At 69.1% G+C, this 24,292-nt stretch carries 20 protein-coding genes; 5 read left to right on the top strand and 15 right to left on the bottom strand.

Features of this window, described 5'->3' with window-relative positions; translation table 11 throughout:
• Positions 1-17: 17 nt before the first annotated feature.
• The 5 genes from ACWEPG_RS22095 to ACWEPG_RS22115 form a co-directional block, all read right to left on the bottom strand.
• A complete protein-coding gene (locus ACWEPG_RS22095) occupies positions 18-1,292 on the bottom strand; it encodes a C4-dicarboxylate ABC transporter substrate-binding protein (protein ID WP_450116763.1) in 1,275 nt (424 codons plus the stop codon).
• Between the two features lie 235 nt (positions 1,293-1,527).
• A complete protein-coding gene (locus ACWEPG_RS22100; RefSeq protein ID WP_450116762.1) occupies positions 1,528-2,232 on the bottom strand; it encodes a FadR/GntR family transcriptional regulator in 705 nt (234 codons plus the stop codon).
• 232 nt (positions 2,233-2,464) lie between these two features.
• Positions 2,465-3,205: a FadR/GntR family transcriptional regulator gene (locus ACWEPG_RS22105; protein WP_450116761.1), complete on the bottom strand. Its 741-nt coding sequence runs from the start codon at positions 3,203-3,205 to the stop codon at positions 2,465-2,467.
• 427 nt (positions 3,206-3,632) lie between these two features.
• Entirely contained in the window at positions 3,633-6,185 is a 2,553-nt protein-coding gene (gene clpB / locus ACWEPG_RS22110; protein ID WP_452595323.1) for an ATP-dependent chaperone ClpB, read from the bottom strand.
• 97 nt (positions 6,186-6,282) lie between these two features.
• A complete protein-coding gene (locus ACWEPG_RS22115) occupies positions 6,283-6,471 on the bottom strand; it encodes a hypothetical protein (RefSeq protein ID WP_452595324.1) in 189 nt (62 codons plus the stop codon).
• A 320-nt stretch (positions 6,472-6,791) separates the two neighbouring features.
• Here ACWEPG_RS22115 and ACWEPG_RS22120 point away from each other — a divergent pair, with 320 nt between their 5' ends.
• Positions 6,792-9,029: an NADP-dependent isocitrate dehydrogenase gene (locus ACWEPG_RS22120; protein ID WP_450136192.1), complete on the top strand. Its 2,238-nt coding sequence runs from the start codon at positions 6,792-6,794 to the stop codon at positions 9,027-9,029.
• 170 nt (positions 9,030-9,199) lie between these two features.
• Here the strand turns inward: ACWEPG_RS22120 and ACWEPG_RS22125 are convergent, their stop codons facing one another.
• The 3 genes from ACWEPG_RS22125 to ACWEPG_RS22135 form a co-directional block, all read right to left on the bottom strand.
• Positions 9,200-10,969 (bottom strand): hypothetical protein, encoded by a 1,770-nt coding sequence (locus tag ACWEPG_RS22125; protein ID WP_452595377.1) that lies wholly within the window; start codon positions 10,967-10,969, stop codon positions 9,200-9,202.
• A gap of 134 nt (positions 10,970-11,103) precedes the next feature.
• Positions 11,104-11,820: an alpha/beta hydrolase gene (locus ACWEPG_RS22130; protein WP_450117137.1), complete on the bottom strand. Its 717-nt coding sequence runs from the start codon at positions 11,818-11,820 to the stop codon at positions 11,104-11,106.
• Positions 11,821-11,902: 82 nt separating this feature from the next.
• Entirely contained in the window at positions 11,903-13,486 is a 1,584-nt protein-coding gene (locus tag ACWEPG_RS22135) for an AMP-binding protein (protein WP_452595325.1), read from the bottom strand.
• Positions 13,487-13,615: 129 nt separating this feature from the next.
• On the opposite strand from ACWEPG_RS22135, the gene ACWEPG_RS22140 reads away from it, so the two are divergent.
• Positions 13,616-14,374 carry an FAD-binding oxidoreductase gene (locus ACWEPG_RS22140; RefSeq protein WP_450117135.1) on the top strand — a complete coding sequence of 253 codons (759 nt, stop codon included), beginning with the start codon at positions 13,616-13,618 and terminating at the stop codon, positions 14,372-14,374.
• Positions 14,375-14,397: 23 nt separating this feature from the next.
• On the opposite strand, the gene ACWEPG_RS22145 is transcribed toward ACWEPG_RS22140, so the two are convergent.
• Positions 14,398-15,561 carry an FAD-binding oxidoreductase gene (locus ACWEPG_RS22145; protein ID WP_450117134.1) on the bottom strand — a complete coding sequence of 388 codons (1,164 nt, stop codon included), beginning with the start codon at positions 15,559-15,561 and terminating at the stop codon, positions 14,398-14,400.
• Between the two features lie 235 nt (positions 15,562-15,796).
• On the opposite strand from ACWEPG_RS22145, the gene ACWEPG_RS22150 reads away from it, so the two are divergent.
• A complete protein-coding gene (locus ACWEPG_RS22150) occupies positions 15,797-16,936 on the top strand; it encodes a nitric oxide synthase oxygenase (RefSeq protein ID WP_452595378.1) in 1,140 nt (379 codons plus the stop codon).
• Positions 16,937-16,970: 34 nt separating this feature from the next.
• On the opposite strand, the gene ACWEPG_RS22155 is transcribed toward ACWEPG_RS22150, so the two are convergent.
• Positions 16,971-18,161 (bottom strand): sensor histidine kinase, encoded by a 1,191-nt coding sequence (locus ACWEPG_RS22155; RefSeq protein ID WP_452595326.1) that lies wholly within the window; start codon positions 18,159-18,161, stop codon positions 16,971-16,973.
• On the bottom strand, positions 18,158-18,823 hold the full coding sequence (locus ACWEPG_RS22160) for a response regulator (protein ID WP_450117132.1): 666 nt from the start codon (positions 18,821-18,823) through the stop codon (positions 18,158-18,160). The genes ACWEPG_RS22155 and ACWEPG_RS22160 overlap by 4 nt, the downstream gene beginning before the upstream one ends.
• Before the next feature lie 202 nt (positions 18,824-19,025).
• Here ACWEPG_RS22160 and ACWEPG_RS22165 point away from each other — a divergent pair, with 202 nt between their 5' ends.
• Together ACWEPG_RS22165 and ACWEPG_RS22170 are read left to right on the top strand one after the other, a co-directional pair.
• The gene (locus ACWEPG_RS22165; RefSeq protein WP_450117131.1) at positions 19,026-19,478 is read left to right on the top strand and encodes a hypothetical protein; all 453 of its coding nucleotides are present in this window, start codon (positions 19,026-19,028) and stop codon (positions 19,476-19,478) included.
• Between the two features lie 109 nt (positions 19,479-19,587).
• Positions 19,588-20,079 carry a hypothetical protein gene (locus ACWEPG_RS22170; RefSeq protein ID WP_450117130.1) on the top strand — a complete coding sequence of 164 codons (492 nt, stop codon included), beginning with the start codon at positions 19,588-19,590 and terminating at the stop codon, positions 20,077-20,079.
• 89 nt (positions 20,080-20,168) lie between these two features.
• On the opposite strand, the gene ACWEPG_RS22175 is transcribed toward ACWEPG_RS22170, so the two are convergent.
• Genes ACWEPG_RS22175 through dnaK form a run of 4 tightly spaced genes read right to left on the bottom strand, consistent with a single transcriptional unit; the run spans position 20,169 to position 24,244 of the window.
• Positions 20,169-20,570, bottom strand: coding sequence for a heat shock protein transcriptional repressor HspR (locus tag ACWEPG_RS22175; RefSeq protein ID WP_450117129.1), 402 nt, complete (start codon positions 20,568-20,570; stop codon positions 20,169-20,171).
• A 50-nt stretch (positions 20,571-20,620) separates the two neighbouring features.
• Positions 20,621-21,805 carry a molecular chaperone DnaJ gene (dnaJ, locus tag ACWEPG_RS22180; protein ID WP_450117128.1) on the bottom strand — a complete coding sequence of 395 codons (1,185 nt, stop codon included), beginning with the start codon at positions 21,803-21,805 and terminating at the stop codon, positions 20,621-20,623.
• 34 nt (positions 21,806-21,839) lie between these two features.
• Positions 21,840-22,403 (bottom strand): nucleotide exchange factor GrpE, encoded by a 564-nt coding sequence (grpE, locus tag ACWEPG_RS22185; protein ID WP_452595327.1) that lies wholly within the window; start codon positions 22,401-22,403, stop codon positions 21,840-21,842.
• Positions 22,400-24,244, bottom strand: a complete 1,845-nt coding sequence (dnaK, locus tag ACWEPG_RS22190; RefSeq protein ID WP_450117008.1) for a molecular chaperone DnaK — start codon at positions 24,242-24,244, stop codon at positions 22,400-22,402. Before dnaK ends, grpE begins: the two co-directional genes overlap by 4 nt.
• Positions 24,245-24,292: the final 48 nt, after the last annotated feature.

The following is a 24,292-nucleotide window of genomic DNA, read 5'->3' on the forward strand; positions in this document are numbered from 1 at the left end:
CCTGCTTGATCGATCGGTCAGGACGGGCGATGGGGAAGGAAGATCTGCTCGTAGACCTTGTCCGCGTAGTCGGTGAGATCGACCTTGCCGGGCGCGTACCAGTTGGCGAATCCGTCGTAGTCGACTTCGTCGGTGTAGCCGAGGTCGGCGAGGGTCGCGAGCCACTCTTCGGCCGCGCTCTGCATCCGCGAGACGAACGCGTCGCCGTCGTCGAAGGCCTTGCCCGTGCGAACGCCGTCGAGGAGCTTGTCCTGCTCCGCCTTGATCGCGGCAGCGGCATCGGGAGCGAAGGTGCCGACTCCACCTCCGGCGGCGAGGATCTCGGCCGTGCCCGCGACCGTGTTGGCGAAGACCTTGTCCTCGACGTTCGACTTCATGAAGACCGTCACGCGGTCCCAGATCAACTGCTGCGCAACGAGCGGAAGGGAGTCCCATGCCTGCTGGCTCATGGCGATGCCGCCCCACCCGTTGGCGAAGCTCGCCGAGGAGTCGATGACGGCGTGCGGCGCGGCGCCGAGGAAGCCGCCGATCGTGCCGACGGTGAACGTCGTGACCGAGCAGTCCGCGACCTTGCGCTGCAGCGCCTCGTACAGCTCGGTGTACGGCATGGTCACCGGGCTCGCGCCGAGTGCGGTGACCTCGGCACTGATCGAGCGCCCGCTGGCGGTGACCTGCGCGCCGTGCAGCGACGGCAGGTCGCGCCGCGCGCTGGAACAGAACAATCCGTTCGATCCCGAATTGTATTCGGGAAGAAGGAGCTTCATGCCCTTGTTCTCGTACTCCGCCATGATCTCCGGCGTGTCGAAGGCGACGTCGTTGGCCCAGGCATTGGACTGCAGGACGCCGACCACGGGCGTCTGCTTCGCGAGATAGGCCGAGTCGGTGAGCGCGGCGCTCGCGGGATACTCGGACGGGTCGTACTGGGGGATGATGTGCGCGAGGTCGAGCCGGCCGTCGAGCAACGCATCGTCGATATCCGCCGGTGCGGCAATCGCATTCGCGTACGCGATGTCGAACGTGATCTTGCCGCCCGACCACTCCGTGATCGACTCCAGATACTTCTCGACCGGCTGGCCGGTGGTCGACCCCTTCGAGGACGGGGACTGCGTGTGGAGGACGATGGGTTCGACGTCCTCGAACGCGGCGATGTAGTCCTCCTTCGACGCCCCGTACTCCAGGCCCGAGCCGCCACCGGTGCCGGCCGATGCCGATTCCGCGCATCCCGCGACGGCGGCTGCGGCGAGGCAGGCCGCAATCCCGGCGCCGACCGCCCTGATTCGCACTCTTGTCATGTCCGCTCTCCACCCTTCGTGGCCGCATGCGACAACACACTGTTCCAAGTGACTCAAATCACCACATATGATGCGCATCATATGTGTGGTTGTCAACACATTGCCGCGAAACACGGCGACCTGCCCGCTCGCGAAAGCTGAGTGAAAGTGGCATTGCCTCTTGCCATTACAAAAGAGAGGCGGAGGCAACCACAGGTTGCCTCCGCCTCTCGGGGAGCGTGTGAACGGGCGCGAATCAGCCCCGCACACCCCAGGCGATCGGGGTGTCGAGGACCTGCGGGTAGTGCTTCTCCTCGTAGCGCCAGATACCGGCGATGTGCTCCTCCATGGCCGCCAGCGCGGCCTCGGGATCACCCGCCGCCACAGCGAGATAGATCTTCTCGTGGATGTCACAGGTGGCAACGCGGTGCCGCTCCGGATACTCCATGCCCATCGCCGAACCGTCCAGCATGTCCAGGAGCGCGTGGATGAGATACCCGAAAAGCGCGTTGCCGGACCCCTTCGCGATGGTGTCGTGGAACAGGCGGCTCATCTCGATGAAGATCTCGTCGTCGTCGAGGTTCTCGCGCATGTGGTCGACGGAGTGCTTGAGCGCGGCCAGCTGGTCCTCGTTCATCCGCTCGGCCGCCAGCCTCGCCATCATCGGCTCGAGGGCGGTCCGCGCCTCCACGATCGACCGGAACGGCGCGTTCTCGAACTGCATCAGCAGCGTGATCGCGGTCTCGAGACCGGCACTGTCCGGCTGCTGGACGATCGGGCCGCCACCCGGGCCGGGCTTGAGCGCGATGACGCCCTGCAGTTCGAGGAACCGGAGCGACTCCCGGAGGGTGCCGCGGCCGATGTCGTAGTCCTCGAGCATCACGCGCTCCGGCGGAAGCCGGTCACCGACCTTGTTTCCACGCTTGTTGATGTCCTCGACGATGCGCTGAGCCACCAACATCGCAGTCTTCTGAGGACGAAGGTTTGCCCTTCCCACTGCACGCACCTCCACACGGTAAGGCCTTTCCCCCGCCCACCGGAGTTATAGCCACAGTAATCTATGATTATGTTTACAGCATTGCGTGCGTGGACACCAGAAGGTTCGGTGGACAAATACCGGACGGTCGAGATTCTCGCCGCAGCCGGTCGTGGAATCGGGCGAATCCCCCCTCGAGGCGGAGCCGAACCGCCAACTACTGCATGGCGTCCCAGGTGATGGGCTTGCCCATTGCACCGGAGAACTTCTTCTGCAGGTAGGTCGTCAGCTCGGTCACATGAGCGCGCATCTCGACTTCCGCGGCGGCCGGATCGCCGGCGTCGATCGCGGCGAGGATGCGGACGTGAGCGTCATAGACCTTGGTTCGCCGGGCGGCGGGATACTCGACGCCGAGGGCCACGCCCTCGAATATGCCGTCGACCGCGTCGATGAGGTAGCCGAACAGTACGTTGCCCGACGCCCACGCGATCACCTCGTGGAACGCCTTGTTCGTCTCCAGGAACACGTCGAGATCCTTGAGGTTCTCCCCCATCTTGACCACCGACTCGGCGAGCAGGTCCCGCTGTGCGTCGGTGATGCGTTCGGCCGCGAGCCGTGCCATCAGCGGCTCGAGGCCTGCCCGGGCCTCGACGATCGTGGAGAAGGGCGCGCCGTCGAACTGCAGGACCAGCCCGAGACTGTTCTTCAGGTGCCCGGAGTCGGGCTTCTCGACGGTGGGACCGCCGCCGGGGCCGGGTTTGAGGGAGATGGCGCCCGAGAGTTCGAGGTAGCGCAGCGCCTCGCGCAGGGTTCCGCGGCCGACCTGGTACTCCTCGAGCATCAGCTTCTCGGACGGCAGCCGGTCGCCGCTCGTCAGGCCCCGCCGGTCGATCTCCGAAACTATCCGCCGCGCGATGATCATCGCCGTCTTCTGCGGACGGCCGGACCTACTGCTCACCACCACTGTATTTCCCCCTGGAGTACCCCTCGTTCCGCTACTTACGCGGCGGTAAGGCACTGTACCGTCGCGATCGCGAAATCCGAGTTCAATCCCGAGCATTTGTGGCGCCCGCCTCATCGGCGGAGCACATCCTGGACGATTTGTCCCGTTGGGAAAGCGTGAGATGTGTCTCACGCAAACATCCACCGTTTCGTTGATCCAACCGAATGATGCCGATAGTTTCGGATCGGTGCCCTCGTGGCGCCCGAACGCACCCGGCCGCCAGGCATCGCCCCTCACGAGCCATGGCCGGGCTGCCGAAGAACACAGGCGCACGGTCCGCGACCCCCCTCCCGGACCGTGCGCCTGTGCTGTCTTCTCTTGTCGGGCACGACGTCTCGAACGCGTCGTGGTGCGCGACCGAATGGTCGCGCACCACGATCGATCAGCCGAGCACCAGCCCTTCACCGTCCTCCGAGGCGTTGACCGCGACGGTGTCGCCGTCGTGCACCTCCCCCGCGAGCAGCTTCTTCGCGAGCTGGTCGCCGATCGCCTGCTGGATCAGCCGGCGCAGCGGCCGCGCCCCGTAGAGCGGGTCGTAGCCACGCACCGCCAGCCACATCCGCGCCGCAGGCGACACGTCCATCGTGAGCCGGCGTGCCTGCAGCCGCGTGGACAGCTGGGCCAGCTGGATGTCGACGATCGACTCGAGCTGCTCCTCCGACAGCGGCTCGAAGATCACGACGTCGTCGAGTCGGTTGATGAACTCCGGCTTGAACTTCGACCGCACCGCCGCCATCACCTGGTCCCGGTCACCGCCCGCCCCGAGATTCGAGGTCAGGATCAGGATGGTGTTGCGGAAGTCGACGGTACGGCCCTGCCCGTCGGTCAACCGGCCGTCGTCGAGCACCTGCAGCAGGATGTCGAACACATCCGGGTGCGCCTTCTCGACCTCGTCGAACAGCACGACCGTGTACGGCCGTCGCCGCACCGCCTCGGTCAGCTGGCCACCGGTCTCGTAGCCGACGTACCCGGGAGGCGCGCCGACGAGGCGAGCAACCGAGTGCTTCTCGCTGTACTCGGACATGTCGATCCGGACCATGGCGCGCTCGTCGTCGAACAGGAAGTCCGCCAACGCCTTCGCGAGCTCGGTCTTGCCGACGCCGGTGGGGCCGAGAAACATGAACGAGCCGGTCGGCCGGTTCGGGTCGGCGACCCCGGCCCGCGCCCGGCGCACCGCGTCGGACACGGCCTGCACGGCCTCGGCCTGGCCGACGACGCGCTTGCCGAGTTCGGTCTCCATCCGGAGCAGCTTGGCGGTCTCGCCCTCCATCATCCGGCCGGCCGGGATGCCGGTCCAGGCCGCGACCACGTCCGCGACGTCGTCCGGTCCGACCTCCTCCTTGAGCATCACGTCGCCGTCGGATGCGCCGCCGGATGCCTCGACCGCGGCGTCGAGTTCCTTCTCCAGCGCCGGGATCCGGCCGTACCGCAGCTCGGCGGCCTTGCCGAGATCGCCGTCGCGCTCGGCACGCTCGGACTCGCCGCGCAGCACCTCGAGCTGTTCCTTGATCTCGCGGACGGAGTCGATGGCCTGCTTCTCGTTCTGCCAGCGCGCGTTGAGCTGGCTGAGCTTCTCCCGGTCGTCGGCCAGTTCCTCGCGGAGCTTGGCCAGACGGTCCTGGGAGGCGGCGTCGGTCTCCTTGGTCAGCGCCATCTCCTCGATCTCGAGTTGGCGCACCTTCCGCTCGACCTCGTCGATCTCGACCGGACGGGAGTCGATCTCCATCCGCAGCCGCGACGCGGCCTCGTCGACCAGGTCGATCGCCTTGTCCGGCAGGAACCGGGAGGTGATGTAGCGATCCGAAAGGGTCGCCGCCGCAACGAGAGCCGAGTCGGTGATGCGCACACCGTGGTGCACCTCGTACCGTTCCTTGAGGCCGCGCAGGATGCCGACGGTGTCCTCGACGGACGGCTCGCCGACGAGAACCTGCTGGAAGCGGCGCTCGAGAGCGGCGTCCTTCTCGATGTACTGGCGGTACTCGTCCAGGGTGGTGGCGCCGACCAGCCGCAGCTCACCACGGGCGAGCATCGGCTTGATCATGTTGCCGGCGTCCATCGCCGACTCCCCGGTCGCGCCGGCACCGACAATGGTGTGCAGCTCGTCGATGAACGTGATCACCTGACCGGCCGAGTTCTTGATGTCGTCGAGGACGGCCTTGAGCCGTTCCTCGAACTCACCGCGGTACTTGGCGCCCGCGACCATCGAACCGAGGTCGAGGGAGATGACGGACTTACCGCGCAAAGACTCCGGGACGTCGCCCGCGACGATGCGCTGCGCGAGGCCCTCGACGATGGCGGTCTTGCCGACACCGGGCTCACCGATGAGCACCGGGTTGTTCTTGGTGCGACGGCTCAGCACCTGCACGACACGGCGAATCTCGGTGTCGCGGCCGATGACCGGGTCGAGCTTGCCTGCCCGCGCGGCGGCGGTCAGGTCGGTCGAGTACTTCTCCAGCGCCTGGTAGCTGCCCTCCGGGTCGGGACTCGTCACCCGCGCGCTGCCGCGGACCGCGGTGAACGCCTCCCGCAGTGCCTGCGGGGTGGCGCCGTGACCGACGAGCAGTTTCGCGACGTCGGAGTCACCGGACGCGAGTCCGAACAGGACGTGCTCGGTGGAGACGTACTCGTCGTCCATCTCGGTGGCGAGGTGCTGGGCGGCGGTGATCGCCGCGATGGCCTCCCGACCGAGCTGGGGCTGCGTGGTTGCGCCGGTGGCGCGCGGCATCCGGTCGACGAGCGTCTGCGCCTCGCGGTGCACGACGGTCGGGTCGACGCCGACGGCCTTGAGCAGCGGCGCGGCGATGCCGTCGGTCTGATCGAGCAGTGCCACCAACAGGTGCGCCGGACGGATGTCCGGGTTCCCGGCGGCGGATGCCGACTGGAGCGCTGCTGTCAGGGCAGCCTGAGTCTTGGTGGTCGGAGAGAACGAGTCCACTGGTCACCCCTTCGGGAAAACGTAGGTCGTGCCTCGAGCCTAGGCCGTCGAGGCGCTGTCACAGAGACCAACGCACGAAAGGTTGAGTCTGTTCCGCTCAATTTACCTGACGAGGACTGGTGAGCCCCTGACCGACCGAGATCGACGCCTCGTCCGAGTCCACACCGAGGCCCCGGGTCCCCCGGTCGCACGCCGCATCGTCGGTTGGGGTGATCTCGCCCTCCGTGGTGAAGTCCGGGACCGCGACGGCGTCCCCGGCCGCGAGCAGGTGCCTCCTCGGCAGCACCCATCCCTCCCGCGGATAATGGCAGATGTATCCGGTGGGGTATCGGGCCAGGCAGTCCTGGTGCTCACGTGTTCGGTGAAAACCTCCCCTGTCGGCTCCGCCGGCTGCGTCACCACGGGCTGCAACGACGGCACCCCGCGATCCGGCCCCGAGACGTAGCCGCTCGAGCGGGCCCGTCGACCTGGAAACCGGGCAAACCCGGACGGCGCCGACACCACCGAGACCCCGATGCTCGATACTGGCAACGGCCATCACCCCGTGGCCTGACCTGAGCCGTGGACACCGACACGTGTCCGGCCGAGACGGGAGCAGAACAGAACATGAGCGTGGAACAACCAACCATCATCTACACGCTGACAGACGAAGCGCCGATGCTCGCCACCCACGCCTTCCTGCCGGTGATTCGCACCTTCGCCGAGGCAGCCGGGATCAATGTCGAAACCAGCGACATCTCCGTGGCCGCCCGCATCCTCGCGGAGTTCGGCGACCACCTGACCGAAGAGCAGCGGGTGCCGGACAACCTGGCCGAGCTGGGCCGGCTGACGCAGCTGCCCGAGACGAACATCATCAAGCTGCCGAACATCAGCGCCTCCGTCCCGCAGCTTCTCGCTGCGATCAAGGAGCTCCAGGCGCACGGCTACGCGCTGCCCGACTACCCCGAGAACCCGAAGACCGCCGAGGAAAGCGAGATCAGGGACCGGTACACCCGGTGCCTGGGAAGCGCGGTGAACCCCGTTCTCCGCGAAGGCAACTCGGACCGCCGCGCACCGAAGGCCGTCAAGGAGTACGCCCGCAAGCATCCCCACAGCATGGGCGAGTGGTCCCCGGCGTCGCGCACGCACGTTGCGCACATGCGGCACGGCGACTTCTACCACGGCGAGAAGTCGATGACCGTCGACGGCGACCGTGAGGTGAAGATGGAGCTGCTGACCACCAGCGGCGAGGCCATCGTCCTCAAGCCGAAGGTGTCGCTCACCGACGGCGACGTGATCGACAGCATGTTCATGAGCAAGAAGGCGCTCATCGAGTTCTACGAGGAGCAGATGGAGGACGCCTACAAGACGGGCATGATGTTCTCCCTGCACGTCAAGGCGACGATGATGCGCGTGTCCCATCCGATCGTCTTCGGCCACGCCGTGAAGGTCTTCTACAAGGACGCCTTCGCCAAGCACGGTGCGCTGTTCGACACGCTGGGTGTGAACGTCAACAACGGCCTGTCCGATCTGTACAGCAAGATCGAGTCTCTCCCGAGCGCGCAGCGCGAGGAGATCATCGACGACCTCCACAAGTGCCACGAGAAGCGTCCCGAGCTGGCGATGGTCGACTCGGCGCGCGGCATCTCGAACTTCCACTCCCCCAGCGACGTCATCGTCGACGCCTCCATGCCCGCGATGATCCGGGCCGGCGGCAAGATGTACGGCGCCGACGGCCGGCCGAAGGACACCAAGGCGGTGAGCCCCGAGTCCACCTTCTTCCGGATCTACCAGGAGATGATCAACTTCTGCAAGACCAACGGCGCGTTCGACCCGACCACCATGGGTACCGTGCCGAACGTCGGCCTGATGGCGCAGAAGGCCGAGGAGTACGGCTCTCACGACAAGACGTTCGAGGTCCCCGAGGCGGGCGTCGCGAACATCACGGACCTCGCGACGGGTGAGGTCCTGCTGACCCAGAACGTCGAAGAGGGCGACATCTGGCGCCTGTGCATCGTCAAGGACGAGCCGATCCAGGACTGGGTCAAGCTCGCCGTCACCCGCGCCCGCAACTCCGGGATGCCGGTCGTGTTCTGGCTGGACCCGTACCGCCCCCACGAGAACGAGCTGATCGCGAAGGTGCGGAAGTACCTGCCCGACCACGACACCGAGGGCCTCGACATCCAGATCATGTCGCAGGTCCGCGCGATCCGGTACACGATGGAACGGCTCATCCGCGGGCTCGACACCATCTCGGCCACCGGCAACATCCTGCGTGACTACCTCACCGACCTGTTCCCGATCCTGGAACTGGGCACGAGCGCGAAGATGCTGTCCGTCGTGCCGCTGATGGCCGGTGGCGGCCTGTACGAGACGGGTGCGGGTGGCTCGGCCCCCAAGCACGTCAAGCAGTTGACGGAGGAGAACCACCTGCGCTGGGATTCGCTCGGCGAGTTCCTCGCTCTCGCCGTCAGCCTCGAGGATCTCGGCATCAAGACCGGCAGCAAGAAGGCGGTGTTGCTCTCCAAGACCCTCGACGCCGCGACCGGCAAGCTGCTCGAGAACGACAAGAGCCCGTCCCGCAGCACCGGTGAGCTCGACAACCGCGGCAGCCAGTTCTACCTCGCCATGTACTGGGCCCAGGAACTCGCCGCTCAGACCGAGGACGAGGAACTGCGCGCACACTTCGCGCCGCTGGCGGAGGCGCTCGCGAAGAACGAGAACACCATCGTCGGCGAGCTGGGCGACGCGCAGGGCAACCCGGTGGACATCGGGGGCTACTACCAGCCCGACGCCGAGAAGACCGCGGCCGTGATGCGCCCGAGCCACACGTTCAACGACGCCCTGGCGGCCGCGCGAGGCTGAGTCGCACCGCCCCCACACGATAGGCCCGCACCCGCTCCGGGTTGCGGGCCTTTCGCGTGGGGACGCTCACGACCCGGCGCCTTGCCGGTCACCCGGCGTGGTGCCGACGACGAGCAGCGCGGCGAACGCCCGCCGGTCGGTCGGTGCTCGGTCCCGGGTCCCGGGCGCGGTCACCGGATCACCTCGGTGCCCGGCACCACCACACCGACCGGGCCCACCCCGAGGCACAGGTCCAGGCCCGGCGTCAGGGGCCGCACCGACAGCCGGGAGCCGGTCCCGTACAGCCGCACGTACACCCGGTTCAGGCCGTCCCGCACCGGCACCACGACCGGCTCGCCTGCGCCGAGGCCGACGGCGACGGTCCCGTCCCCGGACGCCCAGTAGTTCAGCTGGGCGGTCCACTGCCAGATCATCAGCGGCCCACCCAGCGGCACGTCCCCACCGGACGACCCGATTCGGGTGCCGCAGCCCGGTTCCGGCCCCTGGACCGTCCACCGCACCGCCTCCACCGTCGCGTGCACGAGCCTGCCGGACTCGTCGAGTGCCCGCAGTTCCGGTGTGGTGTCGGCGAACTCGGGGCGGTCGGACAACGGGGCGAAGACGTGCGCGGCACCGTTCCACGGCGCGGCGACCGGCAGCAGCGTCATCAGTGACACCGGCTGGTCGAGCAGCGGCACGTCCCGGTGCGCGGCCAGCGACGCGCGGGCGGTGTCCAGGTAGTCGGCGCCGGGATTGTCCCGCCAGGTGCGCGTGAAGGTGACGGTCGACCACAGGCTCGACGCCACCAGCCCCGCGACGACGGCGGTCACCACTGCGGGTGTCGCCAGGTACCGGGCGGCGGCGCCGGTGCGCCCGGTGTCCGGCCGGCTCGGCGCGCGGGCCAGCAGGGCGAGCCCGAGCGCCAGCACGACGGCACTGTCACTGGTGTATCGCAGGGTCTGCGCGATCTCGTAGGTCGTGTCCGGGCCGGACCGGGCGAGCATCATCGCGACCTCGGACGCCGCCACGTACGCCACCATCGCCGTCCACACCCAGCCGGTGCGCTGCTTGCACCGCACGGTGACGACCACCGCGGCCAGAACGACGATCCAACTCGCCACGACCAGGCCGGTCGGTGGCGTTGCCCACGGCGGTCCCGGCGGCCACCGCTCCCACCGCCACGGACCTCCGAGCAGGGTCGGGAGCACTCCCAGCGACGTCCCGTGATGCACGAAACTCACGGCCTCGTCGCGGGACGGGACGCGCATGCCCGTCTCGGCGACGGAGAGGTACACCCCCGCCCACACCGCGACGACGGCCGCCGCCGGGAGCCACAGCCGACGACCGGTCCGCCACGCGGTCCGCAGCGGCGCGGCGACGCCGTCGACCCGCGACACGAGCGCCACGACCGCGAAGGCGACCAGCGGCACCAGTACCGACTTCTCGAAGAAGGCCAACGCGACCGCGGTGACGACCGTGCCGCTCAGCGCGTACCGGCGCCGGCCGGTCCGGGCGAGGAGCAGCGCGTCGCCGGCCACCCAGGCGAGCGCCGCCTGCATCGGCAGCGAGTTCAGCCCGGCCGCCCACCACGCGAACGACGGCACGGTCAGCGGCGCGAAGAGGTACAGCGCCAGCACGGCGAGCACGGCGGGCCGCGGTCCGAGCAGCAACCACAGCACGCGCAGCACGGCCAACGCCGCCACCACCTGCAGGACGATCAGGGTCGTCGCGGCCGCCCACCACTGCAGCGGTGCGAGCGCCGTCGTCACCCCGGCTGTCAGGAATGCGGCCGGCATGAGGTGGCCGTCGTGGTTGTAGAGGAGGAACTCGGGCGAGAGCAGCGGCAGCGCCGCCGACCGCCCGGTCAGGATCAGGTCGTCCCAATACAGGTCGCCGCCGAGCGCGAGCACGCCCCGTACCACCGTCTGGACGGCCACCAGGATCACGGCGGCCGCCAGGATCCGGCGCGCGTGTCGGGAGGTCGGACGAGGTGACGGGTCGGCGGCAGCGCTCGCGCGGTCCGTCCCCACCGCCACCACCGTGTCCACACCACCTTCCGTACCGGACGGCGTCCACCGCCGGATCGTGAGGGAGCCTAACGTTGATCGTCGACGGGTTCCGTGAACACGGGAGCGGCCCGGTACCCCTCGAGTCGCTCGACGAGTTCGTCCGGCCGGGCCAGCGCGGGCAGGTGGCCGCAGTCGATCTCGTCGGGTTCGATGCCCAGGCGGTCCCGCACCAGCCGACGCAGGAAGTCGGCGGGAAACATCCGGTCCCGGGTGCACAGCAGGAACCGCGTCGGCACGTCGGGCCACGGCGGCATCGGCAGCGTCTGCTCGAACGGCGTGTTCGACTGGCGACGGGCACCGGTCATCGCGAGGGCCCGGGTCTCGGGCGGAAGATCGTGCAGGAACGTCACCATCGGATCGAACTCGGCGTCCGGGTCGCGGCCGTCCCGCTCGTCGAGGGCGCGCTGCGCGGCCGCCTGCTCGGTGTTCGCCCACCAGTCGCCCGCGGATTCGCCGGCGGTCGGCACCATCGCCGCAACGAGCACGACGAGGTCCACCGCGATGCGCGAACACACCAGCGGGACGAGGAAACCCGCCATCGACTGCGCCACCAGGATCACCCCCGGGCGGTCGCCGACCGCGGCCACCACGACGTCGGCGTACTCGACCAGCCCGGCCGAGTCGTCGTCGCTGGGCAGGTCGGGTGCGATCACCTCGTGCCCGCGCGCACGCAGGAGCGGCGTCACGAACTGCCAGTACGACGAATCCGATCCGGCGCCGGGAAGCAACAGGTACGTCGCCATGCGCCGACGCTACCGCGGCTGCGCCGCCCGTGAGTCCTTCTGGCCCGTACGGGGGCCACGAGAACTCACGGGCGCGGAGCGCCTACACCGCCCGGGCCGAGCCCTCCCAGTACCGGGCGCGCAGGGCCTTCTTGTCCAGCTTGCCGATCGGCGTGAGCGGCAGGCTGTCGACGAAGTCCACCGACTTCGGGGCGTGCACGGCGCCCTTCGCCTCCTTCACCATCCCGGCGAGTTCCTCCGCGGACGCGGTCTGTCCGTCGCGGAGCACGACGCACGCCTTGACCGCCTCGCCCCACTTCTCGTCCGGCACACCGACAACCGCGACCGACGCGACCGCGGGGTGCGCGGAGATGACGTCCTCGATCTCGCGGGGGAAGACGTTGAAGCCGCCGGTGACGATCATGTCCTTCTTGCGGTCGACGATGAACAGGAAGCCGTCGGCGTCGGCGCGGGCGATGTCGCCGGTGTGCAGCCAACCGCCGCGCAGCGCCTCCTCCGTCTCGGCGGGCTTGTTCCAGTACTCCTTCATCACCAGCGGGCCGCGAACGCAGATCTCGCCGAGTTCGCCCTGCGGGACCTCGTTCAGGTCGTCGTCGAGCAGCTTGACGTTCAGCCACGGCACCGGCCGACCGCACGACGCGAGCCGATCGAGGTCCCCGCTGTTCGACGATTCCACGACGTGCTCCTCCTTGCGCAGCACGGAGATCGTCATGCCGCACTCGGACTGGCCGAAGTACTGGAAGAAGATCGGCCCGAGCTTCTCGATGCCCTCCCGCAGTCGCGCAGGCGACATCGCCGAGGCGCCGTAGTAGAGGGTCTGCAGGCTGGAGACGTCGCGGGTCTTCAGGTCGGGGTGGTCGAGCAGCATGTAGATCATCGTCGGCACCAGCATGGTGGCGGTGATCTTGTGCTTCTCGATGGCCTCGAGCACCGCGCCGGGCTCGAAGGCGGGCAGCACGACGAGCGAGCCGCCCCGCATCAGCGTCGGCACGAAGAACGCCATGCCCGCGTGCGAGAGCGGGGTGCAGGCAAGGAAGCGCATCTCGTCCGGCCACTGCCATTCGGCCATCTGGATCTGCGGCAGCGTCACACCGGACGCGAAGGTGTTCACCACGCCCTTCGGCTTGCCGGTGGTGCCGCCGGTGTAGACCATGCTCGACGGGTCGTCGCCGTCGACGTCCGCGGCGACGAGACGGGTGGGCTGGAATCCCTCCGCGAGGGCGAGGATGTCGGTGCCGACCTCGGACGGGCCCAGGGAGAAGAAGTTCTTCAGGGTGGGGACGGTGGCCTTGAGCTCGGCGGCCCGCTCCTCGAATGCGGTGGGGTCGAAGATCAGCGTCTCGATCTCCGCGTCGCCGAGGATGTAGGCGTGGTCGTCGATCGACCCCATCGGGGCGAGCGCGGTGTTGCGGCAGCCGAGGATCATCTGCGAGCCGACGCTGATGAGCACCTCGGGCCGGTTCTTCGACAGCATCGCCACCGTCGACCCCTTGCCGACACCCTGCGAGGCCAGCGCCTGGACGAAGCTGCTGATCTGGTCACGCATCTGTCCGCCCGTCAGGACGACGTCACCGAGGTACAGCGCCGGACGGTCGGCGTTGCGCTCGAGCGCCGTGATCAGCAGATCCGCAAGGAACTGCGGCCGATGCAGGACGTCGGTGGTCATGAATGCTCCGCTCTCGTGGGCGCCGGTGCGCGTGGTGTGCCTCACACAGTAGATCGAAAACTGACACATGTTCTAGTGCCAGTTTCGTTTGTGCTGAGCGGGGCCACGATCCGACTACCCTGAGACCTCATGCAGACCGCGGACGAGCAGCAGGTGGAACTGACTACGGTGACAGTGGTGCAGCACCACCGGCTGCGTGAGGACCTGGCCGTCATCCGCCTCGAGGGCGAGTTCGTCCCGTTCGCCGCGGGCCAGTCGATCGGCGTGATCGTGCCGCAGAACCCGAACCTGGGCCGGCGCTACTCCCCGGCCCTGCCGCCGTCGCTGGACGGCAAGCTCGAGTTCCACGTCCGGACCGTGCCCGCCGGATGGCTCAGCGGCGCGATCGTCGCGGACACCGCCGTCGGGGACGAGTGGCAGGTCGGCGCACCGAGCGGACGACTGTCGATCGACCCCGATGCCCGCGAGGTGATCATGGTCGCGGGCGGCACCGGCCTCGCCCCGCTGCGGGCCCTGATCCTCGACCTCACGCGGCGCCCGCAGCCGCCGCGGGTCTTCCTGTTCATCGGCGGCCGGTACCCGCGTGACCTGTACGCCTCGGACATGCTGTGGCTGCTCGACGAGCAGCTCGAGTGGCTGACCGTGATCCCGGTGGTCGAGGAGATCGTCGACCCCGCCTGGGCCGACCAGTGGTACGAACGGGTCCGCGGCGCCGCCGGGTACGGCGAGGACCACTACATCCAGGGCACCCTCGCCGAGGTGGTGAGCTCGTACGGCGCCTACGTCGACCACCAGGTTCTCGTCGTCGGGTCGCCCGCGATGGTCCGCTCCACCGTCCGTGCCCTCGTCGACACCGGCACCCCGGCCGGCGCCATCCAGGTCGGCTGACCCGCCCCCCGCCCCGCGGACGATCAGAAGAGCGGATCGTGCCGGATGTTCTCCATCGGCGTTCCCTTGGCCTGCAGCCGGTACTTGACGGTCTTCACCATCGACGGCGATCCGACGATCTGGATGTCGCGGTCCTCCCAGGCCCCGAACTCCGCGACGACCTCGCCGAGCTTGCCGGTCAGGCGCTGGTGCATGCCCGGCGGTGGCGTCGGGACCGGGTCGAAGTGCCACCACGGGTCGGTGTCCTGCTCGGACACCGGGATCACCGTCAGCCACGGGTTGGTCCGCGCCAGCTGCCAGAGGGTTTCCAGGTCGTACAGGTCGCAGGGGTAGGTGCCGCCGACGAACAGGTGCACGCGGGGGTTGCTGCCCCGCATCGCCATCTCCATCACCTGCGCGCGCAGGGGCGCGATGCCGGTGCCGGAACCGATCATCAACTGGTCGCGCCCGGACGCCCGGTCGATGCCGAGCGCGCCCAGCGGCGAGGCGATCAGCCACTCGTCACCGAGCGCGGTCTGCCCCACCATGGCGGGGCTGACCCAGCCACCGGAGACGCGGCGGATGTGGAACTCGATCTGGCCCTCGTCGTTGGCCGGGATCGACGGCGACAGGTACCGCCACATCCTCTGCCGTCCCGGGACGCTGACGCTGACGTACTGGCCGGCGCTGTAGTGCATCGGCTGGTCGAGTTGGAGCCGGACCACGGCGACGTCCCGAAGCACCTGGTTGTGCTCGACGACCCGACCCACCCAGGTCCGCGGTCCCGACTCCGAGTGCGCGGCCTCGATCATCACGGACGCGATCAGTGCGATCGCCTCGCGCCAGGCCTGGTCGACCTCCTCGGTCCACAGCTCGTTGCCCGCGAAGTCCTCGAGCGCGGTGATCAGCGCGTTGCCGACGGCGATGTAGTGCTCGTCGGTTACGCCGTACTTGCGGTGGTCGCGGCCGAGCTGGGCGAGGAACGGCACGATCTGGTCGGTCTCGTCGAGCTTGCCGACGACGTAGCCGATCGCCCGCAGCAGCCGGTCGCGCTGGACGTCCATCGCCGCGGGAAAGAACTCGCGTGTGCCCGGGTAGTGCGAGAAGAGGATCGCGTAGAACGAGCGGGCCAGCCGCTCGGGTCCGTCGTCGACCGCGGCGACTGCCTTGAAAGTCGTCCGGACTAGCGAAATCTTCGTTGCGTCCACCGCACTGTCCCCGTTCCGCGCGCGAACGGCGACCGTCGGCGTCCTGACAGAGCGCAGACTCGGCGGCCGCCGATTGGGTTTGAGTGATTCTATGCGGCGGATCTCACAAAATCGAAGGGGCCCCCACGCTGGATCGACGGTTGTGAGCGATCCCACTAGGCTGCGCCCGACGTTGTTTCGGACAGCGTAAGAAAGGAGCTTCGGGGTCGTGGCCATTGCCGTTGGGGACGAGTCACTGAACAGCGAACGAACAGCGATCGGGACGCAGGCCGTACAGGAGTCGGAACGCCGGCTGCGTGAGTGCGCGGAGTTCTACGCCCTGCCCGAACTGTCCCATCTGCCCGCTACGCGGGCGCGGGAGGCGATCAACGAGTTCACGCTGACCGGACGCTACGAACACACCACCGAGGAGCTGCTGGTCGGCGCCAAGCTCGCCTGGCGCAACCACGCCCGCTGCGTCGGCCGCAAGCACTGGCGCACGCTGAAGCTGATCGATGCTCGCGACGCGGCAACGGCGGAGCAACTGGCGGAAGCGTGCTGGGAGCACCTGCGCGTCGCGACGAACGGAGGTGCGCTGCAGTCCGTCATCACGATCGGACCGCGCCCCCTCGACGACGGCCGCGAATACCGCATCCTCAGCCCTCAGCTGATCCGCTACGCGGGCTACCGCCACGCCGACGGTTCCGTGACCGGCGATCCCGCGCACGTGGAGCTGACCGAACTGGTCACCCGGCTCGGCTGGCGGGGCGAGGGCACCCGGTTCGACGTCCTCCCGCTGCTGATCTCCACACCGGACGAACCGATGCGCTGGTTCGACGTGCCCCGCGAGCTGGTGCTGGAGGTGCCGCTCACCCACCCGAACTACAAATGGTTCGCCGACCTCGGGCTCAAGTGGCACGCGGTGCCGGCGGTGTCGAACATGGACCTCGAGGTCGGCGGCCTCACCTACCCGTGTGCACCGTTCAGCGGCTGGTACGTCAACACTGAGGTCGGGGCGCGCAACTTCTCCGACACCTACCGGTACGACATGCTGCCGACGATCGCGGCCAAGCTCCGCCTGGACACGAGTTCGCACCGCACGCTGTGGCGCGACCGCGCCCTGGTCGAGCTGAACCGGGCCGTCATCCACAGCTACCGCGAGGCCGGCGTGATCATGGTCGACCACCACACCGTCGCCGAGCAGTTCCTCGACTTCGTCGGGCGGGAGGAGGCGGCCGGTCGAACCTGCCCGACCGACTGGTCCTGGATCAATCCGCCGATGTCGGCATCGCTGACGCCGACCTACCACCGGCTCTACGACGCGCCGGACCTGGACGTGCGGCCGAACTTCGTGACCCGGACGGGCGCCTCGGGCTGCCCGGTCACCGGCGGCTGACGGCGCGAGAGGGCCTCGTCGGTCCCGGGTCGGTTCACCCGCCGCCGTCGGGCACCCGCACCTCGACGCGTGTTCCCGCGCCGGGCGCAGACACCACGTCGAGAGTGCCGCCGACCGCCTCGACGCGCAGTGCCGCCGACGCGAGGCCGATGTGTCCCTGTCCCACCCGTTCCGGGAGGACGGCGGGGTCGAATCCGACGCCGTCGTCGGCGACGACCAGTCCGATCGAGTCGGCATCCCGGGTCAGGCGCATCTCGACGGTGCCGGCACTGGCGTGCCGCTCCACGTTCGCCAACGCCTCCCGCGCGGTGCGGTAGAGCAGCGCCTCGCCTTCCGGGTGGCGCCCCACGTCGTCGAGGTCCAGGCGCACGGCGTGTCCCGACCGACGGGCGGACGCCTCCCCCAGCTCCCGGAGCGCGGCCGCCAGTCCCAACTGCTCGAGCACCTGGGGATGCAGCGTGGTGACCGTGGAGCGCAGCTGCCCGGCCGCCACTCGCAACGCCGCCTCCGCCGTGGCCACCGCCGGGTCCGCGGTCCGTTCCAGCGCCTCCTCCAGATCCATCCGGGCCGCGAGCACCGTTTGCAGCGGACCGTCGTGCAGGTGCTCGGCGAGCCGCCGACGCTCGCGTTCCTCGGCATCCATCGATTCCGCCAGCAGTCGGCGACGGACGTCGAGCAGCCCCACCACGGTCCCGGAGCGGTGCACCAGCACCGTGCAGAGCGCGGTCGTCGCGGCGGTCAGCCACAGCAGGAACCCGACGTAGAGGTAGACGACGCCGGGCAGGTCGACGGTGTCGTCGCGCACCGCGTAGAACAGCCACACCACGTAGAACCCGGCGGCCGTGCACAACCCGAGCGCCGCGGTGAGTCCGGGGCGGTACTGGAACGCCACCGCCACCGGCAGCACGAAGAACACCGGCAGCAGCTGGGCGGTCCCGGCGCCGGACGCCACGCACAGCGCAAGCAGCGCGGTGATGTCGACGGCCGTCGAGACCCAGCCCGCCCAGGATCCGACCCGCCCACGCCACACCATCGCCAGCCACACCACCGCCACGACGGCGTAGCAGGCCAGCACGGTCCAGAACACCGCCGGCATCCAGTGCTCCACCGGGACAACGGGACCCAGCGTCGCGATCAGGACGATCAGCGGCAGCCGCAGCACCGCGGCGACCCGGACGGTCTGCGCCTCGTACCGTCCGATCACCCGGTCCGCGAACTCGGTCACTCCAGCAACCCTCGACGCATCGCCTCGGCGACCGCAGCGGCCCGATCCGAGACGCCGAGCTTCTCGTACAGCCGCTGCGCATGGGTCTTGACGGTCGAGGGGGCCAGGAACAGGTCGGCGGCGATCGCGGGGAGGCTCTGCCCACGGGCGATGCCGGCGAGCACCTCCCGTTCGCGAGCACTCAGTGCCGGCCCGGACGGCTCGGCCCGACGGTGCACCTCGCCGACCAGGCCCGCGGCGACATCCACGGGCAGCACGTCGCGGCCCTTCGCGCAGTCGAGGACTGCGGTGACGATGTCCGCACGGGTCGATTCCTTCGGCAGGAACCCGGAAGCCCCCGACTGCAGCGCGTGATAGACGATGGCCGACTCGTCGTGCGCCGACAGCAGCAGCACCCGCGTGCCGAGCTCGTCGCGTCGGACCGCCGCCGCGACCTGCGCGCCGTCCAGGTGCGGCATCCGGTAGTCGAGCAGTGCCACCTGCGGGTGCTCGGCGCGGATCAGGTCCAGTGCCGCGATGCCGTCGTCCGCCTCCCCGACCACCTCGACCAGGCCGCTGCCGGTCAGTGCCCGCACCACGCCCTCACGGAACATCGGGTGATCGTCGCCGACGACCACCCGCACCTTCGCGACGTTCGTTCCCGCGGAGCCGGAACCGGCCATGGCTCACTGTCTCACGGTCCCGTCGGACAGGCACCCGATTGGACGGATGCTCGTCCTCCCCCGATCGGGGGACACCGATGTCGTCCCGAACGTGGACCGGACGGCGGACGCGCCGGGCGCGCGGTCCGGCGCACAGTTGGTCACATCGCCGGGAACGACAGTCCGGCACCAACCAAGAGACCACGGCACCACAGGAGCTGTCATGAAAACCACCACCGGTCGGGTCACCCGATTTCTCACCCAGCCCGCCGCCGCGCTCGCGGCCACCGGCGCCGCGGTCGCGTTCGGTGGGGTCGCGACCGCGAGCACACGTCCGACGATCGCGATGGCGATCACCAACCGCTCGGCGGTCCCGATCCACCTCGTGGACCGGTCACCGGGGTTCGGCTGGTGGCGCTCCGCCCCGCCCGACACGATCCCGCCCCACACCACGGTGGTCGTCACGGCACTCACCCAGGATCCGGGCGGCGCGATCTCGGCGACCTACCAGCTGCCCGGGAATGCGCGGGCCACGTTCGCCGCCAACAACTTCGGGACGGGCGTCGACCTCGACGGCACCGAGGTCACCGGCGGCGACCGCTGGAGCCTGGGCCGCACGGTGCATGCCGGTCACCCCGACATGTCCGCCACCTACACCCTCGTCGGGACGCCGTGACGACGAGACAGACCAGCAGGCCGGAGGGGGCGGCCGTGCGACGCAGGTGCGCGCGGCTGCTTCCTCACCCCTCGATCCCGAAATCCTCACCACTGCAAAGGAAGAAGACATGATCAGCACCCCGTCCCGCCACCTCGCCCGCTATGCGGTCCTGCCGTTGGCCGCACTCGTCGCGGTCGGCACCGCCGTCGCCGTCGGCGGCACCGCAACCGCGGGCACCCTCCCCGCCACCGGCCCGACCGTCGCGATGACCATCACCAACGACACGAACGACCCGATGATCCTGCAGGGGTCGGACAACCCGTACGGGCGGTGGATCAACGGGCCGCAGGCGATCATTCCGGCGCACTCGCAGTCGATCGTGACCGCGGCCAACAGCGATCCGGGCGGCATCGGGGTCGACGTCACGTACTCGGTGCCGGGTGGTGACGCGGTCTTCATGGCCAACAACTACTCGTACAACGGCGGGGACCTGAACGGCACCCGGCTCGAGGGGCAGGCCGCAGGCCGCTACCGCCTCGACAGCCGGATGGACACCGGCTTCCCATACCTCAACGCCGGGTACACCGTCGGCCCGCGTCCCCTCTTCGGTTCCAGCTAGCCGCCACCCCTATCCAAGAATGACCGAATGTGGGATTCGATCAGTTGGACTGATCGAATCCCACATTCGGTCATTGGTGGGCGGTGGTGTCAGCGCTCGTGGCGCGGCTTCCAGACGACGATGGAGTTGTTGCGGGGCACGGGCACCAGGTCGCGGCGGTAACCGGTGGCGAGCCGGGCGATCTCCGCGGCCATCTCGGTGACGCGGCTCTGCAGTGCCTGCACCTCGTTGGTCAGTTCGATGATCCGCTTGATCCCCGCGAGGTTGACGCCCTCGTCCTGGGACAGCCGCTGCACCTCCCGCAGCAGGGCGACGTCCCGCGGCGAGTACCGGCGTCCGCCGCCGGTGGTGCGGTGCGGGGTGACCAGTCCGAGCCGGTCGTAGTTACGCAGCGTCTGCGCGTGCATCCCCGCCAGTTCGGCCGCCACCGAGATGACGAAGACCTGTGCATCGGGGTCGAGCGCGCCGTCCTGGTTCTGATCCTTGGCCATGACTCACCTCCGCACGGTCCTGGGTGTGGTGTCGGTACGGTACCGGGCCATCAGGCACCGGCCCAGCCTGCGCGCGGATCGAATCCGCTCGCCTTCTCGACCTCGAGGTACGAGGCCAGTGCCTCGGTGGCCTTCTCGTCGAGATGCGTGGGCACCGCGACCTTGACGGTCACCAGCAGGTCGCCGGCGCCACCGGAGCGCTTGGGTACGCCGCGCCCGCGGACCCGCAGGATGCGGCCGTCGACGGTGCCGGCGGGGACCTTCACCCCGACGCGTCCCTCCAGGGTCGGGACCGACAGCGTGGTACCGAGCACCAGTTCGCCGTAGCTGACCGGCACGATGACGGTCAGGTCGTCGCCGCTGCGGCCGAACACCTTGTCCGGGTTGACGTGCACGGTGACGTACAGGTCGCCGGACGGTGCGCCCCGCATGCCGGCCTCGCCCTGGCCGGCGAGGCGGATCTTCTGCCCGTCGCTGACGCCGGCGGGGATGCGGACGGTGAGGGAGCGGGTGCGGTTCTGCACGCCGGTGCCGTGGCAGTCGGAGCACGGGTCGTCGATGATCGAGCCGGTGCCGCGGCAGTCGTCGCAGGGCTCGCTGAATCCGAAGGCGCCCTGGTTGCGGCTGACGATGCCGGAACCGTTGCAGCGCGGGCACACTCGCGGGCTGGTGCCCGGCTTGGCGCCGCTGCCGTGGCAGGTGGTGCACGACGCGGGGCTGGTCAGGCGCAGCGGCACGGTGACGCCGGTCGCCGCCTCGCGGAAGGGCAGGGTGGTCTCGGCCTCCACGTCGGAGCCGCGTTGCGGCCGGGCCGCGGTGGTGCGGGTGCCCCCGCGCCCGCCGAACAGGCCACCGAACAGGTCGCCGAGGCCGCCGTCACCGCCGGCGCCGCCGCCGAACAGGTCGCCGATGTTGAACTCGCCGCTGAAGCCGGTACCGCCGGTGGTGTATTCGCCGCCGGGCGCGAAACCGCCGCGACCGAAGCCGCCGCCACCGCCTGCGAACAACCGGCGGGTCTCGTCGTACTCCTTGCGCTTGGCGGGGTCCGACAGCACGGCGTTGGCCTCGCTGACCGCCTTGAAGCGTTCCTCGGCGGCGGTGTCACCGGGATTGGCGTCGGGATGCAGGTCCCGCGCCAGTTTCCGGTAGGCCTTCTTGATCTCGTCGGCCGAGGCGTCGGAGGAGACACCCAGGTCCTTGTAGAAGTCCTTCTCGATCCACTCCCGTTGGCTCACCGGGTGCCTCCTCCTCTCACTGTTACTTGTGTGATTACTGTGCGGACTCGTCCGCGGCGGGCTCGCCGTCGGTGACCGTCACCATCGCGTGCCGGAGCACGCGATCGCCGAGCTTGTATCCCTTGCGCAGCACCGTGCCGAGCACCGGGTTGTGGCCCTCGCCCTCCATCTGCACGGCCTCGTGCAGATCCGGAGCGAAGACGTCGCCCTCCTGCCCGAACGCGATCAGCCCGATGCCGTCGAACACGCCGGACAGCTTGTCGGACAGTGCCTTCAGCGGACCCGACTCGAGGTCGCCGTGGGCGCGGGCCCGGTCGAGGTCGTCGGCCACGTCGAGGAACTTGGTGACGATCGCGACCTTGGCGTTGTCCACCGCCTCGGCCTGACGGATCTTGAACTTGCGCAGGTCGTTGGCGTGATCGGCCTTCGCGTAGCCCAGGTCCTTGACAGCCTGGTCCCGCTCCACGATGGCCTTGGCCAGCTCGTCGACCTCGATCTCCGCCGCGGGCCCGGCCGCCGCGTCAGCGGCGGCCGGGGTGGTGTCGGCGTCGACGACGGGCGCGTCGGCCGACTCGCGGTCGGGGTTCTCCGCCGTCACTTCTTGTCCTGGTCGCTCGGCTCGTCCACGACCTCGGCGTCGACGACGTCGCCGTCCTGGGCCGGGCCGGCACCGTCACCGGCGGCGGCGGACTCTGCGGCCTGCGCGTCGTAGATCGCCTGCCCCAGTGCCTGGGACTCGGTGGCGAGCTTCTCGACCGCGGACTTGACTGCGGCGATGTCGCTGCCGGCCAGGGCGGTGTTGGCCTCGGTGATCGCGGCCTGCACCTTCTCCTTGACGTCGGCCGGGACCTTGTCCTCGTTGTCCTTGATGAACTTCTCGGTCTGGTGCACCAGCGACTCGGCCTGGTTGCGGACCTCGGCCTCCTCGCGGCGGGCCTTGTCCTCCTCGGCGTGCGCCTCGGCGTCCTTGACCATCCGGTCGATCTCCTCCTTGGACAGGCCGGAGCCGTCCTGGATCTTGATCGTGTTCTCCTTGCCGGTGCCCTTGTCCTTCGCGGTGACGTGCACGATGCCGTTGGCGTCGATGTCGAAGGTGACCTCGATCTGCGGCACGCCGCGCGGGGCCGGCGGGATGCCCGCGAGCTCGAAGGAGCCGAGGAGCTTGTTGTGCGAGGCGATCTCGCGCTCACCCTGGAAGACCTGGATCTGCACGGACGGCTGGTTGTCGTCGGCAGTGGTGAAGGTCTCGGACCGCTTGGTCGGGATGGTGGTGTTGCGCTCGATGAGCTTGGTCATCACGCCACCCTTGGTCTCGATGCCGAGGGACAGCGGGGTGACGTCGAGGAGCAGCACGTCCTTGACCTCGCCCTTGAGGACGCCGGCCTGCAGGGCGGCGCCGACGGCGACGACCTCGTCCGGGTTCACGCCCTTGTTGGGCTCACGGCCACCGGTCAGCTCGCGCACCAGGTCGGACACGGCAGGCATGCGGGTGGAGCCGCCGACGAGCACGACGTTGTCGATGTCGCCGACGGAGATGCCCGCGTCCTTGATGACGGACTGGAACGGTGCGCGGGTGCGGTCCAGCAGATCGGAGGTGATCTTCTGGAACTCGGCGCGGGTGAGCTGCTCGTCGAGGAAGAGCGGGTTCTTGTCCGCGTCGACGGTGATGTAGGGCAGGTTGATGGAGGTCGACTGCGAGGACGACAGCTCGATCTTCGCCTTCTCCGCGGCCTCGCGCAGACGCTGCAGGGCCATCTTGTCCTTGGTCAGGTCGATGCCGCTGGACGCCTTGAACTTGTCGACGAGCCAGTTGACGACGCGCTCGTCCCAGTCGTCGCCGCCGAGGTGGTTGTCACCGGAGGTCGCGCGGACCTCGACGACACCGTCGCCGATCTCGAGCAGGGACACGTCGAAGGTGCCGCCACCGAGGTCGAAGACCAGGATGGTCTGCTCCTTCTCACCCTTGTCGAGGCCGTACGCCAGCGCGGCCGCGGTGGGCTCGTTGACGATGCGGAGCACGTTCAGGCCGGCGATCTGGCCCGCTTCCTTGGTGGCCTGTCGCTGCGCGTCCTCGAAGTAGGCGGGGACGGTGATGACGGCGTCGGTGATCTCCTCACCGAGGTACGCCTCGGCGTCACGCTTGAGCTTCATCAGCGTGCGCGCGCTGATCTCCTGCGAGGTGTACTTCTTGTCGTCGATGGCGACGGTCCAGTCGGTGCCGATATGGCGCTTGACCGAGCGGATCGTGCGGTCGACGTTGGTGACCGCCTGGTTCTTCGCGGGCTGGCCGACGAGCACCTCGCCGTTCTTGGCGAAGGCGACGATCGACGGGGTGGTGCGCGAGCCCTCGGAGTTGGCGACCACTACGGGCTCGCCGCCTTCGAGCACTGCCACGACCGAGTTGGTGGTCCCGAGGTCGATACCGACCGCACGAGCCATAGTGATTCCTCCTACGTGTTGCAGCACTCCGGCCAGGGTTCGGCCGGA

The sequence above is a fragment of the Rhodococcus sp. NPDC004095 genome (genome assembly GCF_053604015.1).